The sequence below is a fragment of the Alteromonas alvinellae genome (assembly GCF_902705805.1).
Genome location: NZ_CACSIH010000221.1, coordinates 11,904 through 38,437 on the forward strand (window position 1 = coordinate 11,904; position 26,534 = coordinate 38,437).

The 26,534-nt window shown below is 45.5% G+C and carries 20 protein-coding genes; 15 read left to right on the forward strand and 5 right to left on the reverse strand.

Translation table 11 applies throughout. The features are described from left to right. Positions 1-255: 255 nt before the first annotated feature. On the reverse strand, positions 256-2,043 hold the full coding sequence (locus ACX5KA_RS17005; protein ID WP_014977357.1) for a PQQ-dependent methanol/ethanol family dehydrogenase: 1,788 nt from the start codon (positions 2,041-2,043) through the stop codon (positions 256-258). A 380-nt stretch (positions 2,044-2,423) separates the two neighbouring features. Then, positions 2,424-3,332, reverse strand: coding sequence for a substrate-binding periplasmic protein (locus ACX5KA_RS17010; RefSeq protein ID WP_458731725.1), 909 nt, complete (start codon positions 3,330-3,332; stop codon positions 2,424-2,426). A 184-nt stretch (positions 3,333-3,516) separates the two neighbouring features. On the opposite strand from ACX5KA_RS17010, the gene ACX5KA_RS17015 reads away from it, so the two are divergent. From ACX5KA_RS17015 to ACX5KA_RS17085, 15 genes are all read left to right on the forward strand, one after another. Beyond that, positions 3,517-4,866, forward strand: a complete 1,350-nt coding sequence (locus tag ACX5KA_RS17015; protein ID WP_458731726.1) for a type 1 periplasmic-binding domain-containing protein — start codon at positions 3,517-3,519, stop codon at positions 4,864-4,866. Further along, positions 4,863-5,846 (forward strand): PQQ-dependent catabolism-associated beta-propeller protein, encoded by a 984-nt coding sequence (locus ACX5KA_RS17020; protein ID WP_202941943.1) that lies wholly within the window; start codon positions 4,863-4,865, stop codon positions 5,844-5,846. The genes ACX5KA_RS17015 and ACX5KA_RS17020 overlap by 4 nt, the downstream gene beginning before the upstream one ends. Beyond that, a complete protein-coding gene (locus ACX5KA_RS17025; RefSeq protein WP_202941942.1) occupies positions 5,837-6,559 on the forward strand; it encodes an ATP-binding cassette domain-containing protein in 723 nt (240 codons plus the stop codon). Before ACX5KA_RS17020 ends, ACX5KA_RS17025 begins: the two co-directional genes overlap by 10 nt. Then, the gene (locus ACX5KA_RS17030; RefSeq protein WP_061095573.1) at positions 6,559-7,341 is read left to right on the forward strand and encodes an ABC transporter permease; all 783 of its coding nucleotides are present in this window, start codon (positions 6,559-6,561) and stop codon (positions 7,339-7,341) included. The genes ACX5KA_RS17025 and ACX5KA_RS17030 overlap by 1 nt, the downstream gene beginning before the upstream one ends. Beyond that, positions 7,338-9,206 carry a leucyl aminopeptidase gene (locus ACX5KA_RS17035; RefSeq protein WP_458731727.1) on the forward strand — a complete coding sequence of 623 codons (1,869 nt, stop codon included), beginning with the start codon at positions 7,338-7,340 and terminating at the stop codon, positions 9,204-9,206. The genes ACX5KA_RS17030 and ACX5KA_RS17035 overlap by 4 nt, the downstream gene beginning before the upstream one ends. Positions 9,207-9,310: 104 nt before the next feature. Next, a complete protein-coding gene (pqqA, locus tag ACX5KA_RS17040; protein WP_071953288.1) occupies positions 9,311-9,382 on the forward strand; it encodes a pyrroloquinoline quinone precursor peptide PqqA in 72 nt (23 codons plus the stop codon). Positions 9,383-9,454: 72 nt separating this feature from the next. After that, positions 9,455-10,375, forward strand: a complete 921-nt coding sequence (pqqB, locus tag ACX5KA_RS17045; RefSeq protein ID WP_039225988.1) for a pyrroloquinoline quinone biosynthesis protein PqqB — start codon at positions 9,455-9,457, stop codon at positions 10,373-10,375. Between the two features lie 2 nt (positions 10,376-10,377). Continuing rightward, positions 10,378-11,133, forward strand: a complete 756-nt coding sequence (gene pqqC, locus ACX5KA_RS17050) for a pyrroloquinoline-quinone synthase PqqC (RefSeq protein WP_458731728.1) — start codon at positions 10,378-10,380, stop codon at positions 11,131-11,133. Beyond that, positions 11,133-11,522, forward strand: coding sequence for a pyrroloquinoline quinone biosynthesis peptide chaperone PqqD (pqqD, locus tag ACX5KA_RS17055; protein WP_458731729.1), 390 nt, complete (start codon positions 11,133-11,135; stop codon positions 11,520-11,522). Before pqqC ends, pqqD begins: the two co-directional genes overlap by 1 nt. Beyond that, entirely contained in the window at positions 11,512-12,672 is a 1,161-nt protein-coding gene (gene pqqE / locus ACX5KA_RS17060) for a pyrroloquinoline quinone biosynthesis protein PqqE (RefSeq protein ID WP_458731730.1), read from the forward strand. Before pqqD ends, pqqE begins: the two co-directional genes overlap by 11 nt. Positions 12,673-12,746: 74 nt before the next feature. Next, the gene (locus tag ACX5KA_RS17065; protein WP_458731731.1) at positions 12,747-14,603 is read left to right on the forward strand and encodes an insulinase family protein; all 1,857 of its coding nucleotides are present in this window, start codon (positions 12,747-12,749) and stop codon (positions 14,601-14,603) included. 120 nt (positions 14,604-14,723) lie between these two features. Continuing rightward, positions 14,724-17,213, forward strand: a complete 2,490-nt coding sequence (locus tag ACX5KA_RS17070; RefSeq protein WP_458731732.1) for a TonB-dependent receptor — start codon at positions 14,724-14,726, stop codon at positions 17,211-17,213. A 280-nt stretch (positions 17,214-17,493) separates the two neighbouring features. Continuing rightward, the gene (locus ACX5KA_RS17075) at positions 17,494-18,723 is read left to right on the forward strand and encodes a porin (protein ID WP_014977371.1); all 1,230 of its coding nucleotides are present in this window, start codon (positions 17,494-17,496) and stop codon (positions 18,721-18,723) included. 198 nt (positions 18,724-18,921) lie between these two features. Then, a complete protein-coding gene (locus ACX5KA_RS17080; RefSeq protein WP_458731733.1) occupies positions 18,922-19,782 on the forward strand; it encodes a hypothetical protein in 861 nt (286 codons plus the stop codon). A 271-nt stretch (positions 19,783-20,053) separates the two neighbouring features. After that, the gene (locus tag ACX5KA_RS17085) at positions 20,054-20,713 is read left to right on the forward strand and encodes a response regulator (protein ID WP_014999507.1); all 660 of its coding nucleotides are present in this window, start codon (positions 20,054-20,056) and stop codon (positions 20,711-20,713) included. 56 nt (positions 20,714-20,769) lie between these two features. Here the strand turns inward: ACX5KA_RS17085 and ACX5KA_RS17090 are convergent, their stop codons facing one another. Genes ACX5KA_RS17090 through ACX5KA_RS17100 form a run of 3 tightly spaced genes read right to left on the reverse strand, consistent with a single transcriptional unit; the run spans position 20,770 to position 26,525 of the window. After that, positions 20,770-23,283, reverse strand: coding sequence for a hybrid sensor histidine kinase/response regulator (locus tag ACX5KA_RS17090; protein ID WP_458731734.1), 2,514 nt, complete (start codon positions 23,281-23,283; stop codon positions 20,770-20,772). Further along, on the reverse strand, positions 23,270-24,460 hold the full coding sequence (nosP, locus tag ACX5KA_RS17095; RefSeq protein WP_458731735.1) for a nitric oxide-sensing protein NosP: 1,191 nt from the start codon (positions 24,458-24,460) through the stop codon (positions 23,270-23,272). Before nosP ends, ACX5KA_RS17090 begins: the two co-directional genes overlap by 14 nt. After that, positions 24,429-26,525: a 4Fe-4S binding protein gene (locus ACX5KA_RS17100; RefSeq protein ID WP_458731736.1), complete on the reverse strand. Its 2,097-nt coding sequence runs from the start codon at positions 26,523-26,525 to the stop codon at positions 24,429-24,431. Before ACX5KA_RS17100 ends, nosP begins: the two co-directional genes overlap by 32 nt. Positions 26,526-26,534 lie beyond the last annotated feature (9 nt).

Here is a 26,534-nt window from a genome sequence, read left to right on the forward strand (position 1 = left end):
TACGAGGAAATAAGGGGTAACTCTACTTTGGTTTTGAAAGGCTCCTCCTTTGGTAGGAGGCCACAATGATAGCCACTGAAAGCGCAAGCTTTACCGTTGCTGCTTCAACGCTAGTGCTAAAGTCAGAGTCGAAATAACGCCCATAAGAATGATGAAGCCTTACCTTGCCAACAGGTTAATGAATAGGTGAAGAAAAAAGGCCAGCGCACGTAGGCGCTGGCCATGTATTAATCACTATTTACTGCTCAGCTAAGGTTAGTTTTTTGCCACCTGCTGATAGCGCTTCGGCAATTTAAACGTCCACACGGTGCCGCCTTGGTTGAAGTGCTTTACGCGTTTTGCAACTTCACCGCCCCATAATGGCACTGCGCCGCCCCATCCTGATAGTACAGAGATGTACTGCTCACCATCCATTTCCCATGTCACTGGAGATCCAACAATACCTGAGCCAGTTTGGAACTTGTAAACCATTTCGCCAGTTTTGTCGTCAAAGGCCATCAGATAACCTTCAGGGTTACCGGTCCAAACCAAACCACCACCTGTAGTTAACACGCCGCCCCAAAGTGGAGAGAAGTTGTTATAGCGCCAAACGGTTTTACCTGTTTTGGGGTCAATCGCTTTAAGTACGCCGATGAAGTCCTCATTCACTGATTTAATAGTGAAACCCGCACCTAGGTACGCTGCACCTTTCTTGTAAGAGGTTGGCTCGTTCCAGATGTCCATCTCCCATTCGTTTGAAGGCACATAAAAGAGTTCAGTATCCTTTGAATAGGCCATTGGCATCCAGTTTTTACCACCTAAGAACGCAGGGCGAGCGACAACCTGTGCACCTTGTTTACCATCAGCTGATTGCGCTGGGCTTCCTGGACGATTTTCTTCAATGTAGATAGGTCGACCTTTTTCATCCAGTCCCTTTGCCCAGTTTAATTTATCAACAAACGGGAAGCCGCGAATGAAGTCACCGTTTTCGCGGTTAAGGACGTAGAAAAAGCCGTTTCTGTCGGCGGTTGCCGCCGCTTTCACTGTCTTGCCGTTTTCCTGGTAGTCAAACGAGATAAGCTCGTTTACGCCATCGAAGTCCCAGCCATCGTGCGGCGTGGTTTGGAAGTGCCACACAATTTTTCCGGTATTAGGATCGATAGCTAAGCGCGACGACGAGAAGTAGTTATCGCCCGGACGTAGGTGAGAGTTCCACGGTGCAGGGTTACCCGTACCGAAGAATAGCAAGCCTGTATCTGAGTCGTAAGTACCACCTAGCCACGTTGCTGCACCACCGGTTTTCCATAAATCAGCAGGCCATGTTTTACCTGGCGCACCACCTGAAATACCATTTTCGGTTTTCTTACCGTCTTTCCATAAGTACCCCATGTGCCCTTCAACGGTAGGTCTAACCCATAGCTGTTTGCCAGACTTCGCGTCGTAAGCATACACTTTACCGACGATCCCGAACTCACCACCGGAAATTCCTGTAATGACTTTTCCGTCAACTACAATAGGCGCTGCAGTAATGGCGTAGCCCGCTCGGTAGTCTTCAACTTTTTTCTTCCAAACAGTTTTTCCCGTGTCTTTATCCAGTGCTACTAACTTGGCATCCAAGGTGCCAAATATGACCAGATTATCGTAAAGCGCAACGCCACGGTTTATCACGTCACAGCAAGGCATAATGCCGTCTGGCAAACGCGCTTCATATTGCCATAGCTCTTCACCAGTTCTCGCATCGATGGCCCACACACGAGAGTAAGATCCGGTTACATACATCACGCCATCTTTTACCAGAGGCTGCGATTCTTGCCCCCGCTGCTTTTCACCACCTAATGAGAACGCCCACACAGGACGTACTTCTTCTACTGTATCGCGGTTGATAGCGGTTAGCGGACTATAGCGCTGAGCTTTCAAGCCCATTCCATACGTCACTACGTCATCAGTGGTAACGTGGTCATTTTGAATATCTTTGTCGGTGACAACAGCATGGACAGGAGTTAACGCACTTGCACAAACCAGCATAGATAGGGCAAGTTTTTTAATTGGCATATTATTATTCATAACGGTTCCTAGTTGCATGTAGGCCATAAATGGTCTGTTTCAGACTATTCGTTAGGATTAGCATAGCTAGGGGGGATGTCGATGCCTATGCAACAGCGGAGTGATTTGACTCCTCCTTTAGGAGGAGGAATGAAGGGCTATTTTCCCTTTTGATTAACACCTTTACGCTTTCACGTCTTTTTAAAGAAATGCGTTCTTCCAATACTGATAGGTGCTAAAAATATGAAGGCTGCTGGCAATAGAGTTATTGCCTAAAGTGCTACCGGTTAACATGCTAGTGTTCGAAAAGCTGTAATTCGAAGCCTGTTAACCAGCGTGCTATTGTTTGAAGTGCTAATGTTCTGATCGCTTTTGGTCAGATGCTTTTATACTGAATTATCTTATTCTGAACTTTCATTCCCCGCAAAATAAGGCGGCATCTCATAAATGGTTTTGTATTTCTCAAATAGCCGTTGCATATCGCCCTCGACCACCATTCGCGTAATTACATCACCAATTTCATAGCCTAGCGCGCGATAATTAGTATGAACAGCAAGTCCTATATCCCACTTTTGCTTTCCAATAAGCGGAAACGCGTTGCTTGCAAGGCGATATTGCTCATTATCAACAAACTGACTGAGGTAGGATATTTGCGAGCGCAATCCCATTACCGCTTCGACGGTTCCTGCTTTCATTGCGTCAATCGCTTCTGCGTTTGAACCATAGTGCGATGTTTTTTCTCGCAATCGGCCGCCAAACGCTGACGTTAAGTAAAAGTGGGGAATGCTGTCTATTTCCGCCCCAATCGTGTGATACTGAAACATGCTCATGGTTTCCACTTCGGGCAAGGTGTGCGTGTTGTGAATGATTTGCCAGCTTTCACGCTGATAAGGGGCAAACATATGAACAAGCTCATTAACCAACAAGCCCACGTCGTCACGTTTTTGAGAAAAACTGGGGTCGTAAGGCGCGCGCATCATCACATCGGCCTTAATTCGGTGGATAATATGGCCCTTCCATAGGTAATTTCTGAAATCGTCTTCTGTCGTTTCACCTGGTGTCATCCATATCAGTTCTAGCTCAACACCAAGGGCGCTCGCGATTTCACGGGCGATATCAATATCAATTCCAGTGGGGCTGTCGTTTTCAATAAATGAAAATGGAGGATAGTCGGTGTACACCGCAATTCTAATTAAACCGCTGTCTTTAATATCGTCTAACGATCTTGCTTCCCCGAAAGCAGAAAGCGCAGAACCCGTTATCAGGCAGAGTGAAATGAAAATAACTCGAAAAGGTCTAACTAACTGCACAGCTTACCCACTTATTCAATCGAACTTCTTAAGCATACTAAGGGGTTAGCGTGATTTTACTAATGCTACTTTAGCGCCATAGCATTCCTCCTTTAGGAGGATGTTCTTCGGGAAAATTGCCATATACCCTTATGTCAGACAAACAGATATCAGCAAAAGCATGCAGCTGAGCTCGGGGTGGTATATGGCAAAGTGTGTAAAAAGCACGGTTGAAAGACGATTAACCGGTAAGCGTTATCAAAAGTGTGTAGCGTCACTTTTTTGCTGCGTTCTGTTGTCGTTTTTAAACAGCGCGCTCGCGTTTAATGAAGCGCAATCTTCACAGGCTCAACAAGCTGCACCACAGACCTCTCTTGCCACTATTGTGGTCATTTACATTAAAGTTGCGGGCACATCTCCACCAGGCACACCAGGCTATTTAAAGTCCCCCAGCAATGAGGGCACAGCTGGTGCAAGTGTGGCGATAAAGGATGCCAATATCACCGGAAAATTTCTTGGTTATCAGTTTAAGTTAACTGAAATCAGTGTGCCTTCTATCGGCGAACTGCAAGCTTCTTTAGCTAAAACATGCCAGCACTCTGATTCAAGTGCTAACACAAATCACATAGAAATAAGTAGCAATCAACAAGGCAACATTGCGCCTGTTGTACTACTGGATATGCAAAGCAGTGATGAGGTAAAGGCTGCCTCAATTGAGCAGTTGATTGCCACTATTCAAAGCACGCTTCCTAATGCCGTATTTTTTAACGTAGCTAATAGCGATGATTTACTTAGACAAAATTCATGTCGCCTGCCCTTGTTTCATACAATCCCCAGTTATCAAATGAAAGCCGACGCACTAGCCCAGTGGTTTCGCACTAAGCGTATTGACAAGATATTTGCAGTTTACGGAAAAACCGCTGACGATGCTGGATACCTAGCCGCGTTCAAACGCAGCGCTAAAAAATTCAAGCTTTCACTGGTTGAAACTAAACAGTGGCAGGACAGTTTTGATTTACGCAGGGCTGCCTTTGCTGAAATTCCTCAATTTACGCGAACAAGAGAAACTTATCAGGCTGTTTTTACCGCCGATAGCGCGGCGCAATTCGCGTATAGCCTACCCTTTAACACCTATCATCCCGTACCTGTGGTAGGCGCTGCCGGCCTAAAAGCACTAGGTTGGCATTTTACCCACGAACAATGGGGCGCCCGTCAGCTTCAAAGCCGTTTTGATGACGGGTTTAACAGACACATGAATGAAGTCGACTTCGCCGCGTATCTTGCGGTAACGGCGGTGGCAAATGCTGCGCAGCAAGGAAGCGATTTAACGCAGCAGGGAATACTTAAAACCTTGCTTAGCGACCACTATACGCTGGGTGCCTATAAAGGTCGCCCTCTTTCTATTCGCCCCTACACCCACCAATTTCGTCAGCCTATTGCGCTGGCCCACGAAGACGCACTGGTGACTCATGCGCCCCTTGAAGGCTTTCTGCACCAAACCAACGAACTGGACACATTAGGCGCAACACACACTACCTGTAAGGACAAGTTATGAGCTATCGCTTTGCACTCTTGCTTGGCAGTTTAATGGCAGCCTTTGCCATAGCACTTCCTCAAGCCTTTGCACTTCCTCAAGCGTATGTCACTAACGAAAAAGACAACACGCTATCTGTCATTGATATGACGACATTTGATGTGGTTGAAACTATCGAGGTTGGAGAGCGACCCCGAGGGCTTATTTTAAGTGCAGACCAGTCCCACGCGTATATCTGTGCCTCTGATGCTGATCGCATTCAAATTATGGATTTGTCTACCCATTCCATAGTGGGCGATCTTCCCTCAGGTGCAGATCCTGAAACCATAGCATTACATCCTAACGGCACCACTATTTACACAGCTAATGAAGATGATGCCCTTCTTACTGTAATCGACATTCCAACGGCTCAGGTCATTTCTCAGATAGATGTGGGCGTAGAGCCTGAGGGGCTGGCTGTGAGTCACGATGGCAGCATGATGGTAGTCACATCAGAAACCACTAACATGGTGCACTGGATAGATACCAAAACGCACGAAAATATTGCAAATAGCTTGGTTGACGCAAGACCCAGAGATGCTCACTTTACCAGAGATGACAAGTACCTTTGGGTAAGCTCGGAAATAGGTGGAACTGTCAGTATTTTCGATACTGCTACTAAGCAAAAAGTGAAGACCCTTTCCTTTGCCATTAAAGGCGTTTATCGCGACAAGGTTCAGCCAGTGGGTATTGTGCTTATGAAAGATAGGCCCTACGCCTTCGTGGCGCTTGGCCCTGCGAATCGCATAGCGGTCATCAATACCGATACCTTTGAAGTGGAAGACTACATTTTGGTTGGGCGACGAGTGTGGCAGTTAGCGTTTAACCAAGATCAGTCTTTATTGCTGACCACTAACGGTGTGAGCGGTGATGTTTCTGTCATCAATACCCACACGTTAAACGTAGAGCATACGGTAAAAGTGGGGCGTTACCCTTGGGGCGTGGCGGTTAAATGGAAATAGCGGTTCAGGCGGTTTCACATCAGTACGGCAGCCACAACGCGCTGGACAATATAAGCCTTTGCCTAAAGCCAGGCTTGACTATGCTACTTGGGCCTAACGGCGCAGGCAAAAGCACCTTGTTTGCGCTTATTACGGGCCTGCAAAAACTCACAAAAGGTAGCATTACCTTTGATGGTGCTAGCCTGTCTCAATCTCGCACAAGTATTATGGCGAAAATGGGCGTGGTATTTCAGCAAAGTACCTTAGATATCGACTTATCAGTAAAACAAAATTTGTCTTACTTTGCTTCGCTTCACGGCATAAGCACCGCTAGCGCGCTATCGCATATTCAAGGTTTGCTCGACGAACTCGACCTTACGAGCAAGCTCAACACAAAAATTCGAAACTTAAATGGCGGGCACAGACGTCGGGTCGAGTTAGCTCGCTGCCTTATTCACAAGCCATCCTTACTCCTACTAGACGAGCCTACCGTTGGCCTAGACATAGAATCCCGTCATCTTATTTTGCGGGTAGTACAAGCACTCGCTCATTCCCAAAACGTAAGTGTACTGTGGGCCACGCATTTATTTGAGGAAGTGAAGCACAATAACAATCTGATAGTCTTATCAAAAGGGCGAGTGTTAGCCCATGACCAATGTGAAGCCTTGTTAGCCAAGTATCATCAACAAGATATTGAGCACCTTTGGCAGCATTTGATGCAGGAAGGCTCCTGATGTATTGGCGCTGTTTCGTGGGCGTACTTACCCGAGAGATGCTGAAGTTCTGGCAGCAGCGCACACGCCTGTTGAGTGCATTGGTGCGGCCATTACTTTGGCTATTTGTTTTTGCCGCGGGGTTTCGTTCGGCCTTGGGTCTTTCAATGACCGAGCCTTACGAGAGTTATATTTTGTACGAAGAGTACATTGTACCTGGGCTTGCCGCCATGATAGTACTTTTTAATAGTATGCAAAGTTCACTGTCCATGGTGTACGACAGAGAAATGGGCAGCATGAAAGTACTGCTGTTAAGCCCGGTTCCCCGCCCTTTCCTGCTAGGCAGCAAGCTTATTGCCAACACCTTAGTAAGCGCTATTCAGGTGTACATCTTCTTTGCCTTTGCGCTTTTACTGGATGTACGTCTGTCTGCGCTGGGATACGTTTATGCGTTGCCTGTTATTGCGCTACTGTCATTGTTTTTAGGTTCGTTAGGATTATTATTGGCAAACTATATTAAGCAGCTAGAGAACTTTGCTGGGGTAATGAACTTTGTCATTTTCCCATTGTTCTTTCTATCAAGCGCCCTATACCCGCTTTGGAAAATGCGAGAGGCCAGCGAATGGCTGTATCAGATTTGTGCCTTTAATCCCTTTAGTAGCGGCGTAGAATTACTGCGATTTGCGCTCTATGAAAAACTCGAACACAACGCGCTTGCCGTTGTACTAAGCCTTACAGCCATCACTTTTATTTTCGCTGTGAGAAGCTTTCGTCCCAAAGCCTCAAAAGGGCGCTTCTCGTGATAAAAGCAAACCTAATCTGGGCTAATGAAAGCAATAAAGTTGAAACGTTAGAGGATAGTGACTGCTTACTTATTTTAACTACGCCCGAGTTATTAGCGAGCCAACTCTTTCACTTTTCAACACCCGCTAAGACATACATTGAGCAGGTTTTTGACGATGAAGGTTTTGCAGGAAATAAAGGCCAATGTGTATTCGTACAAGGCCTTAAGGCGTTTAGAACAAGTTACATCTCAGACACTGAAAACAGCGGACAAAACAAAATTAGCCAACAATTAGCTGAAGTAAAACGGGTGCTGTTTTATGGTGTCGACTTTGCGCTCTTTGAAGCGTCAGATGCACCCAACGTCTCTAGCCGTGCCTCGACTTTATCTAAAACTAATGACCCCTCCATGGTTAACCGCTCAAGCTACGCTAGCGATTCAAATTCTGCGTTTAATTCAAAAAGCAGCAGTGACTTGAGCCAAAATGACGCGCCAGCATTTCGCTATGCAGAACAGCAGTTCGATGCATTGTTTAAAAAGCTCAAAAGCGTGTCGGTAACATTGGAAAAGCTGTCGTTAATGGCGCTTTCTACCACTGAAACAGTAAGCAGTGATCCAGTTAACATCATTGCGAGCCACTCACAGTTTCTGAGTGCGCTACTTAGAAGCTATTTCAAGCACGGCTATCACTTTAAGGGCTATAAGACGAATAAAATGTCGGAACTCGATAATCAAATTCGCGATGCAAATAGCGACGCGGTCAGTGCGCCCGGGAGTAGCACTGACAAAGAGAAAAATAATGTCGAGATTAGTGAGTACAATAATAACGGCACGCTGTCTCTTGCATTAGATGCCAAGCATTTTACTAACGCGCAAAAGCATCTCGTTTCACACACTATCCGCTATGAATCAGCCCTGAATGCCGCGATGACGTGGGCTAAAGATCTCGCCCACATGCCAGCCAACTTGTGTACGCCAGATTATCTGGCCGAACAAGCTCTGCATCTGGCGCAAACCTTTAATACGGTGTCTTGCGATATCCTCAATGAAAGTGCGCTAAAGCAGTTAGGCATGAACGGGTATTTAGCGGTAAATGCAGGTTCACAGTTTGCTGCCACCATGCCTATTCTTCGCTACACAGCCAAAGGTTTAGAGAATTCACCGCCGGTAGTGTTAATCGGCAAAGGCGTAACGTTTGACAGCGGCGGCATAACGTTAAAGCGCAGCCCTGATATGCGCCATATGATTTACGACATGGCAGGCGCTGGCTGTGTATTGGGCGTCATTCAGGCGGTTGCCACACTGGGGTTAAATATAAATATTATTGGTATTGTGGCGAGCGCCGATAATGCGATTGATGGCAGAGCCTATCGCCCGGGTGACATCATTACTATGCACTCAGGAAAAACCGTGGAAGTTATGAGCACTGATGCAGAGGGGCGTATGCTTATGGCCGATGCAATCAGCTACGCGAAACAGTTCTCCCCCTCGGTTATTATTGATATTGCAACCCTAACCGGCGCGGCTATTAGCGCACTGGGGCACAAAGCCACTGCACTTTTTAGCAACGCTCCAGCGCTTGAAAGTGCGTTAGTTGAAGCGGGTGAACTGGCTAACGACAGGTGCTGGCCTTTCCCACTTTGGCCAGAATATCAAGACGCCATTACCTCTCAGCACGCGGATATGATGAATACGGGTATAAACTCTCCCGGTGCTATTTCGGCAGGCTGCTTTCTCTCTCGCTTTGCTGACGGCACCCCGTGGGCTCACCTCGATGTAGCAGGAACCGCTTTTACCTACACCAAATCGTTATCGGCGACCGGCCGCCCTATTCCTTTGCTGTTATCTTACTTAAGCAGCTGCGTAATCAAAAATAATCAATAAATCATCAAAATTCATGACAGTTCTCCTCCCTTAGGAGGATATCTGTTAACACATATTCAACATATACTCAGTCATGCGTTTAATCATAAAGAAGAGGAACAATTATGTGGACTAAACCCCAATACACAGAAATGCGCCTTGGTTTTGAAGTAACTCTTTACATCAATAACCGCTAGGCAACGCCCTCTGGGATGATGAACAAAAAGGCTGCCGACGCAGCCTTTTTTTACTTGTAGTATGGAGTTGTTATGCACGTATTGATTCTTGGTGCTGCCGCCGGGGGTGGATTTCCGCAATGGAACTGCCACTGCCCAAATTGTAAGGGTTTACGCGAAGGTAAAATAAAGGCGAAAGGCAGAACACAGTCGAGCATTGCTGTCAGTAGCGATGGTAAAAATTGGGTTCTCATTAATGCCTCCCCCGATTTACGGGAGCAGATAAATAGCCACCCGCAGCTGTGGCCCGACGCCCATGTTTCTCGCGGCACACGCATAAGTGCAATTGTGCTTACCGACAGTCAAATAGACCATACTACAGGCCTGCTAACTTTGCGCGAAGGTTTACCCCTTCCCGTTTATTGTACCGATGTTGTGGCCGAAGACCTAACCACCAGCTTCCCGCTTTTTACCGTATTAAAACACTGGCACGGCGGACTACAGCAGCATTCAATTAATACCGATTATCATCAACGCTTTGTACCAAAGGGGGCAGAAGGCCTGACTTTCCAACCCGTGGTATTAGAGTCTAATGCGCCCCCTTACTCGACGTATCGCGACAACATTGTGCCGGGCAACAATATCGGCCTGAAGATAACTGACGACACCACGGGCAACGTGCTTTTTTACGCGCCGGGATGTATGCAGGCAAACGACACAGTAAAACAGGTGATGCGCGAATCTCACTGCGTGCTATTTGACGGTACGCTGTGGGCCAATGAAGAAATGATAGATCACGGCTTTAGCAACAAGCTGGGCACTGATATGGGACACATGCCGGTTAATGGAAAGGGCGGAGCCATTGCGCTGCTAAATGAATTTAACGTTAAGCGTAAAGTACTTATTCATATCAACAACACAAATCGCGTGCTTGACGAAGATTCCAGTGCTTATCACAGCCTGTGTGAACAAGGCATTGAATTGGCTTACGACGGTATGGAAATTGAGGTGTAGTAATGACAGAACACGCATGGTCTAGACAAGAATTCGAACAAAAACTGAGAGAAAAAGGCGCTTACTACCATATTCATCATCCCTTTCATAAACGTATGAATGAAGGACACTGCAGCGTTGATGAGATTCAGGGTTGGGTGGCCAACCGACTGTATTATCAAATGGCGATACCGGTTAAAGACGCGGCAATTTTAGCAAATTGCGAAGATCAATCGGTACGCAGAACTTGGATCCAACGAATAATCGATCATGATGGACGGGAAGGTGAAGATGGACTGGGCGGCATAGAAGCCTGGTTGCGGTTGGGCGAAGCGGTAGGCTTGAACCGCAGTGAATTGCTTGATGAAACCCACCTGTTGCCAGCGGTTAAATTTGCAGTAAATGCCTATGTGAATTTTGCCCGCCGTGCGTCGTGGGAAGAGGCTGCCTGCTCATCGTTAACTGAAATGTTCGCCCCTGAAATACATCAAAGCCGATTAGATACCTGGCCTGGGCACTATACATGGATTGATAGGGAAGGCTTTACCTACTTTCAAATGCGGTTAAGTCAGGCGCGCCGTGATGTAGAGCATGGCCTGCAGATTACCCTTGACCACTTTGTTACCCGACAACAGCAAGAACATGCGCTCAATATACTGCAGTTCAAAATTGATATTTTGTGGAGCATTGCTGATGCCATTTGCTTTGCCTATGAATACAAGAGAAAGCCGTTTGATGGTATTGCCGACCAGCGGGTGTGCCATAAAGGGAGATTTTAATGATGTCGAATTTACAATCACAAACCGAACACCACTTAGATGCTGATAGCGTCGGTGCTGATAACGTGGAAGTTAACATTGAAAATAGCAGCAGTCACAACAACGAGGGCGGCCGCACAAGAGACAAAACAGCTTCTTTAAATCCGCTTTTTCGCATGCAGTACGAGAAAGCTCAGGGTTGTTATGTTTTGTTGTTCCCCGAAGGAATGATCAAACTTAATCCTTCTGCGGCAGAAATTCTTAAGCGAGTAGATGGCAGCAATACGGAAAATGCCATTTGTGCTGAGCTTCGCCAAGCGTTCCCTGATGCACCTGAAGATTTAGAAGAAGATGTTCATGCATTTCTGGTCCATGCCGAGCAAAAGAAGTGGATCCGCTATGACGAATAATACAGACGTTGATTTACAAACCGACGTACCAAATACCATAGCGCCTCCGCTGTGGCTCCTAGCCGAAATTACTTATCAGTGTCCATTGCATTGCCCCTATTGCTCAAACCCAGTAAACATGGAAGAAACATTTAATGAGCTCTCTACTGAGCATTGGGAGCGTGTGCTGCGTGAAGCGCGGGAAATGGGCGCCGTGCAATTGGGCTTTTCTGGCGGAGAGCCATTGCTTCGAAAAGACTTAGAGCATTTAGTTGCTTATGCGCGGACTTTGGGTTTTTACACCAACTTGATCACCTCTGGCATTGGCATGACAGAAAAACGTATTGCCAAACTCAAAGAAGCCGGCCTCGACCACATTCAGCTGAGCTTTCAGGCAGCCAATGCTGAAGTAAACGACTTAATAGGCAACAAGCGTCACTCATTTGAACAAAAACTAAAAATTGCGAAGCTGGTAAAACAATACAACTACCCTATGGTGCTTAACTTCTGTATTACCGCGCAGAACATTCACGAAATAGAAGACGTGATGGCGCTCAGCGAGCAGCTGAACGCTGATTTTGTCGAGCTAGCTACCGTGCAATATTACGGCTGGGCCTATGAAAATAGAGACCATCTGTTACCTACCTCACAGCAGCTACAGGAAGCTGAGGCCGCAGTGAACCGCTACCGCGCGCAGCAAAACGGTAAAGGACCAACCTTCATATTTGTGTCGCCCGACTACTACGAATCTCGCCCTAAGGCATGCATGAATGGCTGGGGCACAACGTTTTTAACCGTAACGCCAGATGGCAGTGCCCTTCCGTGTCACAGTGCAAAGATATTACCCCTTCGTTTTCCTAATGTGAAAGAACGCTCGTTGCACGATATTTGGCACCAAGACTTTAGCTTTAATCATTTCCGTGGCGATAGTTGGATGCCGTCGCCCTGTAGGGACTGCGATGAAAAAGACAAAGACTTTGGCGGCTGCCGATGTCAGGCCTACCTGCTAACAGGTGATATGTATAAGACGGATCCGGTTTGCAGCAAGTCGCCCGACCACCATTTGATGAAAGGCATTACCGATAAAGCAGGTACTGCACCGTCGAAGGCACTACAGTATCGGAAGGTGGAAAAGCCGATTCCCATCCTAGAAGTAAGTGCTACGAGGTAAGTACTAGGCAATAAATGGGCTGCGATAAGTACAAAATAAAAAGAGATACCGTTAAACCGCAATGATAAAAGTGTATGTCTGAATTTCATTTCATTGATGCTGGCTCTGGGTCAAAGATGCATAGCGTTGTTTTTGCGCTAAAAACCCCTGCAGCAGGCCACACTGGGTTGTCTCATTTAGCTGAGCACATGAGCTTTCGACGCTCTCACCCATACCCTGCTGCCCACGAGCTTTTTACGGCCAATACACTTCTGCCCGTCACTATTAACGCTACCACACTCGCCGAGTACACCTTCTTTTTCGCTTCGTCTGAAAAAGCGAACGTGCTGCTTGATGCTGTAAATTACCTGTACTGTGGCCTGCTTAACCGGGATTACGGTACCGATGAGGTTACCCTAGAGCGTGACGGGGTTATTTTTAACGAGCTCGCCATGCTAGAGGCAAACAGCGACTATGCATTAAACGCCGCTATTCGATTAACCGATACCAATAAAAATGCCTATCAACACGCGGGTGGTTTTACACAAACTATAGGCAGCAACAGCATTCAAGCGCTTCAAGACTACAAGCGCCAGTGGTATCAGCCAAGCAATATCACCACGCTGGTTTATAGTAATTCAGCCCACTTTTTTGAACAGTGCAAGGAGGTTGTTACAGCCTTGAGCGAAGAAATAGCCGTGAGCGCAATGAAAGCGCAGAGCGTGGAAACAGCCTTGAGCGCTGAAAAAACCTTGAGCGAAAAAACAGCCCTGAGCGCTGAAACAGCCTTGAGCGAGAAAGCAGCTTCGAGCGAAGAATCAACACTGAACAGAAACGCCTCTCTGAGTCAGCACGCATCTCAACGTGAACACTCACATTTAGACAAAGAAGCCTCTCTTGATGCGCAAACGACAAAAGGCGAAAACGAATCAATAAGGCATGTATTAACCTGGTGGTTTCCTCGGTGCTTTTTAAATGGTTTACAACAGCAAGAAGCAACACTTAGCACCGTAGCAGGCCTTGAAAACACCTTATTTATCGACCCCGAAATCAATCAACAAGGTAACTTTGCAATTCGCCTCGTCACAAACGAAGCGATGAAGGAAGTAGCAAGCGAGCTTTCGATAGAAGCACTTCCAAAGCTTTCACAAAATCTGACACATAAGCTCGTGAGCGATGATTATGATAAAAGGCTGCGACAACTAAAACATGTGGTATCCGCGTGTCTTGCCTCATTTGATATTAGACCTTCAAAGCCGACGCCAGACACTGATAAACACGCAGAAGGTGTGGGGGCGGCTATTCGCTATTTTGCACAACTAACAGATGCGTTGGGTTCGAACGAGGGTGCCGCCAAAGATTGTGCCACCAAAAGCGCTTATTTAGCGAGTGCTAATAAGGTATCGCACTCCTATTTGGGGGCTCTACCTTCACCAGAAAAGTCAGTCGCTCGCGAGCGGATTAGAAAGGCACGTAAGGGATTTTCCGCGCAGGCCAGTGCCTCCAATAGCGAACAGTCACGTTTAATACCGCGTCTTACCTCTAAATACCGACATTTTATTGCGTTAGAGCACTTGCCTGCACTTCCACGTTTATTGCGGCCACTCGCCAACAATACCACCAATTTGAAACGCTTTAACGCTGAACACATTGCTTCGCACTTTACGCCGTTTTCCATCCAATCGCCCTCAACAACTCTAGAGTCGGCTTCTCCAAATTCGGCTTCTGGTTATTTGGCCTCACACTGGGTGTATCGCATCGCGTTCTATCAACAGTCAAGACTACAAGCGGTGCTGGCACACCACCTTTTCTGGCATCCAAGAACCTCGGGAGAATGCTACGCACTAGGCGCTGCAACCTATGAAAATAACCTTTTTCTATTTGGTGCCAGCGATACAAATATCACAGAGCGTGAAAACTGGTGTCATAAGGTTTTATCGATTCTCTCGTAGGGAATTCGGGAAAAAACACTGCTACCAATTTATGATACTTCCTCCCCCTTAAGGAGGATATTTTTAGGGAATGCTTAAGGCAATACTGAAAGTATAAATAATAACGAAGCAGTCAAGACCATGCCTACGCGAATTTCTACTAAAAGCTCTAGCCAAAACGTTGCACAATTCCCAACACATCAACTTAACCGTTCACCTTTTGCTCTTGCGATTATTGCAAGCGCTGTAACCTATGCGTTTAGCTCTGCTGCAGAAGCTAACGATGCAATGGACCACTACGAGGTCATAGAGGTACAAGGAGTCACCTCCCTTAATGCCAATGGCAATAACTCTGCCGTATTTGGTAACGTTCAGACACTCACTCAAGACGACATTGAAGGGAGCGTCAACCGTTCACTACCGGAGCTACTCAAAACTCAGCTGGCAAGCGTGAACCTAAACGATGTTCAAAACAATCCGTTCCAACCCGATCTGCAATACCGCGGGTTTACTGCCTCTCCGCTACTTGGTCTACCTCAGGGCATTTCGGTGTACTTGAACGGCGGTCGGGTTAATGAAGCGTTTGGCGATACTGTGCATTGGGACCTCATGCCTCTAGATGCTATAGATACCGTTTCTTTGTACTCTGGTTCAAACCCTCTGTTTGGTCAAAACACGCTAGGCGGTGCCCTTGCGCTAAGAACGAAAACAGGGTTTAGCTTCAACGCCAATGAAATAGATTTACAGGCTGGACAATTCGGCCAGAAAGCCGCGTCTGTAGAATCAGGTGGTCATAACGATCACTGGGCGTATTATGTGAACCTGAATCACTATGAGGAAGATGGCTGGCGCGACTATTCGCCATCTGAAGTGCAGCAAGTATTCACATCGCTTGCCTATAAAAGTGACAAAATGCATCTCGACATGAACCTCTTTATGGCCGATAACGAGTTACTCGGAAATGGTGCGTCGCCTATTGAACTGCTGGATATTGAAGGCAGAGAAGCGGTCTACACCCACCCCGATCAGACCAACAACGAACTTACGCACGTTAATATAACCGGTGATTTCGTTTTAACTGACACCTTATCTTTAACCGCCAATATGTTTTATCGCGACACACAAACTCAATCAATCAACGGCGATGACAGTGATTTTGGTGCCTGCCAGTTCGCTGATGGACGCGTAACACTGTGTGAATTTGAAGATGATGACGACGATGATGATCCGCTTGATAGTGATGATGATGGCGACGACGATGATGACGATGATTTGCCTGTTGTAGGCGAAGGCGACGATATAGAAGCGGTTGAATTTATTGGCTTTGATGACGACACCGCGCTTGGTGAAATATCAGATGTGGACGCAGATGAACTTGATGGAACATACAATACGGGCCGGACAGACGCCAAAGCTACTGGGTTATCTTTTCAGCTAGCAAAACAATATGCCTTAAGCGGCTTCAGTTCAGAGTTAATTGTTGGTGCCAGCTACACCAAAGGAGATGTTAACTACGCCGCTGATACTACATTTGGTATTTTGGAAAACGAATCTGCACAAGACTCACGCACCGTTTTACCCATCGACGGGCTCATGGCACAAGAAGCCAGGGTTAGATTAGATGTAGACACCACCGCATGGTCGCTATTTTTCATGAATAGTACACAGCTCTCTTCAGCCGTATCACTCAATCTTGGTGGACGTTTTAACCGAGACCATATTGTTATGGAAGACCTGATTGATGATGGTGAAGGTTCATTGGACGGCAATCACCGTTTTACCCAATTTAACCCAGCGGTAGGGGTAGACATTACTATTGATGAGCAAAGCCAGTTGAATCTTGCAATCAGCCAGTCTTCAAGAACGCCAAGCCCAGCAGAGTTAAGCTGTGCAGATGAAGACGACCCGTGCCGCTTACCGAACGGTTTTGTGGCCGATCCTCCTCTTGATCAAGTGGTCACCCAAACTATTGAAGCGAACTACACCACACGCATTGATAACATCGACCTGATGCTAAATGTTTTTCACAGTAGAAGTAAGGATGACATTATCTTCCAACAAGCAGGCGCTGTTGCCTCTCGCGGATACTTTATTAACGTTGATGAAACCCAGCGTCAGGGCGTAGAATTCAGCGTAGGTTCAACGTGGGAAAAACTAACCTACCGGTTAAACTACAACTATCTTAACGCAACCTATGAATCAACATTCACGTCGTTTAGCCCCTTTAACCCTCAGGGTCCAGACAGACTCGTAACACCAGGTGACAAAATTCCAGGCCAGTCAGAGCATTTAGTCAAGCTCTACGCAGATTACGCCTTAACGGATAAAGCGCGTTTAGGCGCAGAAGTTATTTCAGCATCTAGTCAGTACTTTAGGGGCGATGAGGCTAACGAAAACGAAAAGATTGACGGATACGTTATTGCAAACATTTATGCATCGTACCGGTTCAACGACACATTTACCGCATCGCTACGTGTGAACAATGTGTTCGACAAAGACTATGAAACCTTTGGCACGTATGGCGAGGCTGATGAGGTATTAGAAGACATTTATCCCGACGTAGAAGGTGCAGAGTTCGTGGGCCCCGCACAACCGCGAATGGTCAGTGTAAATCTAAAAGCGAGATTCTAATCAGATAGCAGTTGTTACCACACGCGCTTTTATCCACACAAAAGCTGCTAAAAAATAAAAAAAACGCGACTTACTTTTTACAGTAGTCGCGTTTTTTATGATTTATACATTTAATTTTCCCGCTACTAAAGAAGGAGATTAACACGCCTTACGGCCGATGGTTCAAAATTCAATAGAACCTATTATCAATTTACTGGACACCGAAAGCATTAAAACCAGTCAAAAATAAAAATAAAAAGCCACTGTAATTAATCAACACTACCAATATTGGGACAGTAAAATGAAAAAGAATACATTTACAAAAACCTGTTTATCTATTGCCATTTTAAGCACAGTCAGTAGCCATAGTTTTGCCCAGGACGAGCCCTATTCATGGAATATCTCTGGATGGATAAATGAAGGCTTAACCTATTACGACGACGGTGTGGGTAGTGATGTGGCACAACTTTCAGACAATGGTACAACGCTAGGCAGCCGTATTACGCTTTCAGGAAACTATAAACTGGAAGAACAAGGTATGGACGTGGGCTTTGAGGTCATTATTGAACCTCTTTCAGGCGCACCGAACTACGCCGGTGGTGGCCATCAAACCCCGCTTTTGTTTGCCAATCAGGATAACTTAGACACCTTCAATGGCGGCGACATTGGCCTGTTGGGCAGTAGCCTCTACTTTGGTGGCGACTGGGGTAAAATCACCGTTGGTTTACAAAGCCTTCCCACCGATAACATTGCCGTTCTAGCCGATCCCTCTGGCACAATCTGGTCGGGAATTTCTCCATTATTTAGAGCAAATGGCTTCTTTATTCGAGGCGTAGAAGAAGGTTCAACCAATGTCGCGTGGGGTCAATTTGCTCAGTGCTTAGCTACGCCTGGCTTGGGTATTGGTATTGACTGTAACGGTATATATCGCAACGGCGTGCGCTACGATCTCCCTCAAATGGGCAACGTGAGTATTGCAGTAGGTTATGCAAACGACGAAATTTACGATATTGCGGTTAAGTATGCGGCTGAGCACGAAGGCTTCAAAACTAACCTTCATGCAGGTTACTCAGTGAATAAAGATGGCGGTAGCAATGTTGGGGGCAACAGTTCAACTACGCTACAACTGCAAGCAGGGCTCATGCATATTGAGTCAGGTGTATTTGGGGTAGCCACTTATCAGATGGAAGAGGCTGACGACGCGATTGTTGGGTCGGGTGACGATACGGATGCCTATTACTTTAAAGCAGGTATTAGAAAACAGTTTAATCGCTTTGGTGATTCTGCTTTCTATGCTGAATATGCCAGTTATAACGACCAATACGGCATGGCTCATTTAGATGGCGTTACCGGCTCAGAGCTTAGTCAGTGGGGTGTTGCAGCAGAACAATATTTTGGCTCGCGCTTCTTGGTGTACGCGAAATACGAAAACCTAAGTTTAGATATTGATGGTTCAGAATCTGCGCAAGGAATTTATAACAGCGCAGAAGACTTAACCCTAATTCAACTAGGTGGCACTGTGTTCTTTTAATTGAGAATTAAAAATCAGTCATATTTTAACATTGAACTTATATCTAATTACTCTGAAATTTAAAATTACTCGATTCATTTAATTAATGATAAAAAACTGATTAATTTTACACTTAAATAAGAAATTAAAATTAAGCTAAAAGATATGACATAAAAAGCGAGATTCACTCTCGCTTTTCCTATTGAAAAAGGAAAGATCATGAAAAATACATCTCTATTTTCATTACGTTCAGCTCAACCCATTCTGTTAGCCCTACTCTTCATAACGACAGTACATATCGCAGACGCACAGGTCATATTTCAGGAGGACAAAAACAATTTTATTCGCCTTGTTGAAAAGCAAAACGAAACAGACAGTGACATGCGTGCCAACCAGCACCCCTTTACGCTGCAAGAGCAGGATGTATCCGCCATACTTAGCGCTATTCAGGTGGTTAAGAACAAAAATACGTCAACACCGCTTTTTTCCAACGAACAGGTTGCGTTACTTGCCGCCTATCTGCCTGAGGCGCTGCGAACAGCGACTGCTCAGCAAGACGTAATTTTTGCCCTTAGTAAAGAGAAGCGCTATTTGGCAGGCCTTAAAACCCAAACGTATTACGTTGCAGGCAGTATTTTCGTTGCAGACGATCAGCTCAATATTCTTATTGGCGAGTTCGACAAAGTAGCCAATAAAGCCTACGAAATGGCTTATGATCCTACTTCTCAGGGCTTGGTAAAATACGACTTTGATTTTGGTAATCGCAAACAAGCAAAGTTCTCATTCGATTCCCCACTCTCTTTTTCCGCACCTGGCATAGAACTAAAAACGAAAAGTCGCTTCGATTGGGTGGTCGCACCGACTCAACTGGCATTTGAAGCACATATAGAAAAGGAAACACTTTCCCCAGCGAATAGGGAAAACACACCCAGTAAGAAAGAAGTATCCGGTTCGGCCACCTTACCATCAGAAAACGATATCGTTGCTCGTTTTAAACGGTTAGACGCACTAAAAAAGGCAAACCTAATTAGCGAAACAGAATACGCCGAAAAAAGAAGGCAGTTACTTGACGAGTTATAGAACGAAAGTCCCGTCAGTACTGGTCTTACGTGCTTTTTTATTATAAGCCATTGGTCTTATTAGGCCTGATTTAATGTTATATTAATGTTAACATTGTAAACACGTGAAGTGACTGTTTAGCTTTTAATATTTCGGGGAACTTGGTCACTTTGAAGCGTTTCATTTACGCCATAATTTTGCTTACTAAAAGGCTTATGTGTGAACAAAACGCCAGCCCAAATAAGTCACAAGGCCAGCGGCAAATGTCGCTTTTTTAGCTGAGGGAAAGACCATGCACCGTATCTTGATAATTGACGACCACCCTATTTTTCGTCACGCAATGATTACTATCTTAGGGAAAAAGTTTCCCGACTCAGAAACCCTCGAAGCCAATTCAATTTCTGAAGCGTTAACGTTGCTAGAGCAAGACGCGAAGTTCGACTTAATCATGCTTGATTTAAATATGCCGGAAACCTGTGGCCTAAACGGACTTTTAGAAATTCGAAACCAACACCCTAACGTACCTGTAGTGATTATTTCCGCTGAAACGGAAAAGCAAAATATACTGCAAACCATTTCTTATGGTGCCGTTGGCTTTATTTCAAAAAGCAGTAAGATTGAAGAAATTGCTACATCTGTCGAAAGTATTTTTGAAGGAAACGTGTGTTTACCATCAGAGATATTGAGAACGCCGTCTACCAGAACACGCATGACTAATGACAACGGTATTTCGCCTGAGCAAATTCGTTCATTAACACGAAAAGAGCTGACTGTACTGAAATACCTAACTCAAGGGTTAGCCAATAAAGTGATTGCTTACGAGCTTAATATTTCCGAAACCACGGTTAAGTCTCACGTCTCATCTATTCTTAAAAAATTAGGCGCCAGCAACCGAGTAAAGGTAGTGGCCAGTGCTGCGAATATCGACTTTAACCAATACGTATTTAATTAAGACCTGTTGATCTTTGCTGTACATTGAAGATTAACAGGCCCCATGTTCCAATACTTTTAGCCATTCAAGCTTGAGACTAGCGCCGCCTTAAGCACCGCGGAGTTAACAGGTTTGTGCAGCAGCTGAATGTCGGTGCCTTCAAGTTCATTCGCCAACGCTTTTGAGTGATTAGCGGTGCAAATCATAATGGGCATTGAAGGCGCGATTTTTCTTACGCGTTTCGCAATGTCTAAACCGGTTTCTTCTTCATCTAGGTGGTAATCGACAATAAGCATGTCGCACTCGTCAAAACTGCCATTATTTACAGCACTGCATTGTTCAAAACCTGAGAAAGTGTCTACTTCCATGTCCCAGTTTGCGAACAACGTTTGCATAGCAATGCGCATATTCGCATCGTTATCAATGTGCCATATATGCTTATCCAAAACGTAATCTGGTAACGATGGCTCCAAAGTATAAAGATAGTCTTGTTCCTGACTCGTATCACACACTTCGGTAATAGGAATGGTCACCGTGAAACATGCGCCTACGCCCTCTTTCGAGCGCACTCGAATATCGTGCTCTAGCAACTTACTCATTTTATCTACAATGTATAATCCAAGACCCAAACTGTAAGAGTAGTTAAAATCGTTTTCTAATCTGGAAAACTCTTTAAAAATAACTTTCTGGTCGTCTTCGCTTATACCCACACCTTGATCATAGATGCTAATTTCTAGGTTCTCATTCACCTTTCGTGCTGCCAGTAATACCTTGCCGTTGGCACCGTATTTCATTGCATTTATTAATAAATTTCGCAATATTCGAGAAAGTAAGTTCACGTCTGTCACCACGAAGGCTTCTTTCAAGCGATAGCGAAAATCTACACTGTAGTCTTTACTGATATGCGTAAACTCTTCGGCTAGCTGCATAAGTAACGGCAATACATTTTCTTGCTGCTTATCGGGCTGTAACACCCCCGCGTCCAGTTTGGATGTTTCAATAAGCGTGCGAATAAGGCCATGTAAATCAGACAGTGAATTATCGAGGGCGGCAACAATGGGGCTGGATGAACTATCCACTTGATCTTTCAATGTTTCGTTGAACAAGATCGCAGCGCTAAGGGGCTGCATAAGATCGTGGCTAATAGCTGCCAAAAATTTGCTCTTTGAATCAATCGCTTCTTGAAGGGCGATGTTGGCGTGATTGAGTTCACGGGTACGCTTTTCTACATTCGATTCTAATTGGTCTTTAGCCGCTTTAAGCTGGAGTTGGCTTTCTACCTGCTGCGACACGTCTGTTGCCAAGACAAAGTGCCCGGTGATATCGCCAGATTCATTGAAATGAGGCAAATAAACTTTCTGTAAAAAGCCAACGTCGCCATGCGCATTTTTTTCTTTGCTTTGAAAGCTCACCACTTCGCCTTGGTTAACACGGCGCAAGTACTGAATAAGATTGGGGTAAACCTCTTTCAGATGGCTTCGATCCATAGGCATATCATTAATGTCTTGCTCACTAACGCCATACCAATCGCGATAACCTTTATTGGTGTATTGAAACTTTTTATCGGTACTAATGTAAGCAATAAGCGCCGGTACATTATCGGTTATCATGCGGATCCAGCTTTCGTTTTGCTTCAGCGTTTCCGCGTAGTGATGCTGCGATGTAACATTGGTGAACGTGCACAGCGTATTGCCGTCGGGCAGTGTAGTGATGTTGCGTTCAACCACCAGTTGCTCGTGGATAATCTGGGTACTTGGCCCCACCGGGTTTAAGTTGAGCCCGCTCCAGTGACGGTTATTTTGAAGGGCATAAATATTCTTACTGTTTACCAGTACGTGCTGGGGCACGTTTGACTGGGTCAAAAACGTGTTATTCCAAAACGCAATGCCACCTTCTTTATCAATGAGCAATATTCCAACATCAATATTATCGATAAGGCTTTGCAACAGCTTGTTTTTCTCTTTAATGACTTGCTCGTAACGATTCGATTCAAGCAGTTTTACTTCAGTGATGTCGTTAAACAGAATAACGTTCCCGCCTTCTTGCGTGGGTCGATTGGTCAGCTGATACCATCGCCGGTTCGACAACTGATAGATCATCCTGCCTTCGACATCAGCAGGCAGGGCGCGGCGAATAACCCCGGAATGCTTGGCAGCTTGGGTGATATCGTAATAGTTATCGCCAATTTTAGGGGTAATGGAAAGGTCATCCCAAACAGTTTCAAAGTGCCGATTAAAGAAGATGATCCCGCCCAGTCTATCTAGCAACACCATCGCCTGATTAGTGCTTTCAATGGCGTCGTGTAAACGCTGTTTAACCTGATGGGTTTCTTCGTGAGCCCGCACCAGTTCGGCGTTTGACTGCTCCAGCTTTTGCAGTACTGACTGTAGTTCTTCGGTTTTCTGACTCACTTTTTCAGAAAGTTGAACCGAATGTTCGAAGGCGCGGTAGCTGTGATGATTAAAACCGCCCTCTTCCATGCGATACATCAGCGCTGCGTTTATTTTTTCAAGCTTTTCGTTTTCACGCCGTTGTTCTAGCAGCGCCTTTTGAAGCGCCTCCACGTCGGTAAGTTGATTATTGGGCTGCAAAATACACCCCCGTAAACGTTTGGTTCAAGTGAACCGAATGAATATGCTCGCCATAGGCATTGAAGCCCGCGACATTGTACCTTTGCTGTAGCCGTCTTATTTCGTGGTCGTTTTTGCCCTGTTGAATTTCGAGCCTTCGCAAAAAGCAATCGCAAGCATAGACAAATTCGGGCTCGCCAAGCTGAGCGCGCAGTTTGTCCAACTTACTTTCTAATGCTTCAATGCAGTCACCCAGCTGAACAAACGTAAGAATAATGCCAATATCTACCGCACAGTAAAAGGTAATGGCGTTGGTGGCCAAATCTACTTTTTGAATAGAGCGGATGAAATATTTGCCACCTACCATCACTGCAAGGGGAAACATGGAAAACACATCCGGCGTTAAGTCTTCAGCTTTCATTCCCAATAAACTGGCGTAATACTGCGCAGCAGGTTCACCGTTTATTTCATACACAGTTCGCGACTCAGGGTCGGCGTGGGTGACCACCAGCTTCGATACGGGAGAGTTAATGTGATCAATGGAGAACACGGTGAAGGGCTTTCCCGTGCCAACAAGCAGCAGTACTGCTGCGTCTCGATGAAATTCACCGTTGTAAAACACATAAGTGGCTTCAAGCTTTAAATCGTCGCCAGCGCTACCGCCTAAGTGTGGAATATTGCCAAATGCGGTCGCAAAGGTTTCTAGAAAATGTTCCTCATGGCGGGTAAGTCCATCGAGCACAGAAATAACGAAGTGCTGCTCTGTATCGTAACGGCGCTCTCTCCCCTGTAAGGCTCGGCGCAAAGCACTGGCAATATCGTGGGCTTCATCAAAGTTTACTTCGCCTAAATTAGGCACCAATGCTGTGGCAATAGAAAATTCGTTTTTCAAAAACGCGACGGCCAAGAGCTTTTCTGTTCCGTAGCCATTTTTATTAAATTCTCCAGCACTGGTGCAGCCAACAATATTCACGTGCGGAAAACGTGCGGAGATTTCCTTTGCTACGGTGTCTAAGTCAAACAGCGTGCTGGTATGAAAGAGTAATAGCTCTATTTCATCGCACTTAACGTTGGCTAAAATCTCATTGGCCACATCACGGCAGGCTTCTTTAGCACCGTATAAACTAGAATGGTTGTCATCGTTAACCTTGCTATTAGCAGGTTGACTAAGTGCGGACAGGATTGAGGTTTTTGACACGCGTTGGCACCTTTTTCTTTTTATATTTATCGATTTTGCACAAGTCAGGGTTATCTAACGTAACCACACACTCAAGGCACTGAATACATTCAGCATAGTCGATGCTGCCGTCTTGTTCTATAGCATCAATACCACATTTCTTTTGTTTGCACAGCTGACACGGATTACCACAGGCATCTTTACGTGTAAGCAATTTAACTAAAGGGAAACGCCCCAAAATGGCAAGCCCCGCTCCCAACGGACATAAATAGCGGCAGTACACTTTATGAATTTTTAAACTAAGTAGCAGCAATAAAACCGAATACAGTACAAAGGGCCAATATCGAACAAAGTGTAGAGTTATGGACGTTTTGAACGGCTCTATATCAGCGAGCTTCTCTGCAAGGTTTAGCGAATAGAATGAGCACGCAACAAGCCCTATAAGCAACCCATATTTAATTTTTTGCGCCCGTTTGTGGTGCTGTGGCTTAATTCTAATTTGTTTTATCCTGAACTTTTCAGCCAGTATTCCCATCACTTCCTGAAGTGCTCCGAAGGGGCAAAGCCAGCCACAAAATAGTCCCCGTCCAACGATAAACAACGAGACAAATACAAAGCTCCACAAAATAAAGATGACCGGGTCGAGAAGATATACCTCTATCGAAAACCCATCGACAATATCCAGTAGCAGCGTGTATATGTTGACAACAGACAGTTGCCCTTGAGCGTAAAAGCCAATAAAAAACAGCACGAACACAAGGGAAAATGCCCGCACTGTGTGCACAAACTTGGTGTAAGGCGTTAGCCTTTGCTGGAATGCAAAAAACAACGACAGCGCTACAAGATAAACAACGGTGATGCTTATCGTTAAGGTTCTGTCCCTCCAAATTTTCTGCCACAACGGAATGGGCTTCGCTAACTGAGCCTCAGGATTTTCCATAAATAGTTCACTAGGCAGTGTCACTTTGAAAGGGAACAGATGCTCATCTTGCTCGAAGAAACTTGGCTTAAACGGCACACTAATCGCTATTTCCATTTCTTGGTCAAGTGACAGCCCGCCTTTCGATTTTACTCGAAGTACTTTGATCTCGTTGTAGTCGGGCAATGCTTGTGAAAATGCGGGGTCATAGAAGCTATAAAAATCGATATCGCGGATAGCTGTGGGAAAGCCGCCTTGAGACACCCGTAAATGCTCAGGTGTGGTTTGAGGAATAAACTCATCGCTGATAAAACTGAAACCTTTCGTATTCAGCACCATCAGTGCCATTTCACCCGGATTTAGATTTTCCTGTAACCGAGCAAATTCCTCTTCATTCAGCAGGTTTTTCCCCACAATAGGAAGACTTAAAAACGCATAGTAGTGTTCGGCGATGATGTCACCGTCAAGGGCAAACTCGCTCTGAATATCGTCAACCGCCCGAACCACTTCTCTCGAAAGGCCTTCGGTATTCTGTCGAGTAATCTGGTGTTTTTGAACGTAGCCCTTGTCCACCAATTCGCTAAAAGTAAGAGGTTCGTAAAAGTCTGGATTGATAATATTATTGCTAGGCGCAACAAAGCCATCTAGCTTAGCTCTGGCAACGGCTAGTGCAGATGTCACGATAGTATCGTTGATAACCAGCACCGATACGGTGGCTTTCGTAACCCCATCAAAGTAGGTAGCGTCTTTGCCTACATTGCTTTTACCACCAATGATAAAACGTTCTTTGACACTGTGCCCTTGATATTGAGCAACGAAATCAAACATGGATTTCTCGCCAAGCCCGTGCAAAAAAATCGGCTCGCTATGCTGCTTGACGAAAAGATCGACCACATTGCCTTGTGTGTCTAGCCCAATCACTACATTAACTGGTTTGCCTGAAAAGCCTATGAAGTCGACAAAGTCATTCGACTCAAAAACATATCCGAGTAGTTGCTGAAGCTGATAGACAGGCGTTACCTTGATGTCAGTGTGCATCTCCCCCACTCGTGTAGCGTTGGGAAATATTTTGTAAATGTCTTGTGGAATGTCTGTCGCGTCAGACTGCGCCAACACATTGGTGCTGAGAAACAGCAAGAAAATGATTGAGGAAAATGCGATGCGCATAAAAGTAGC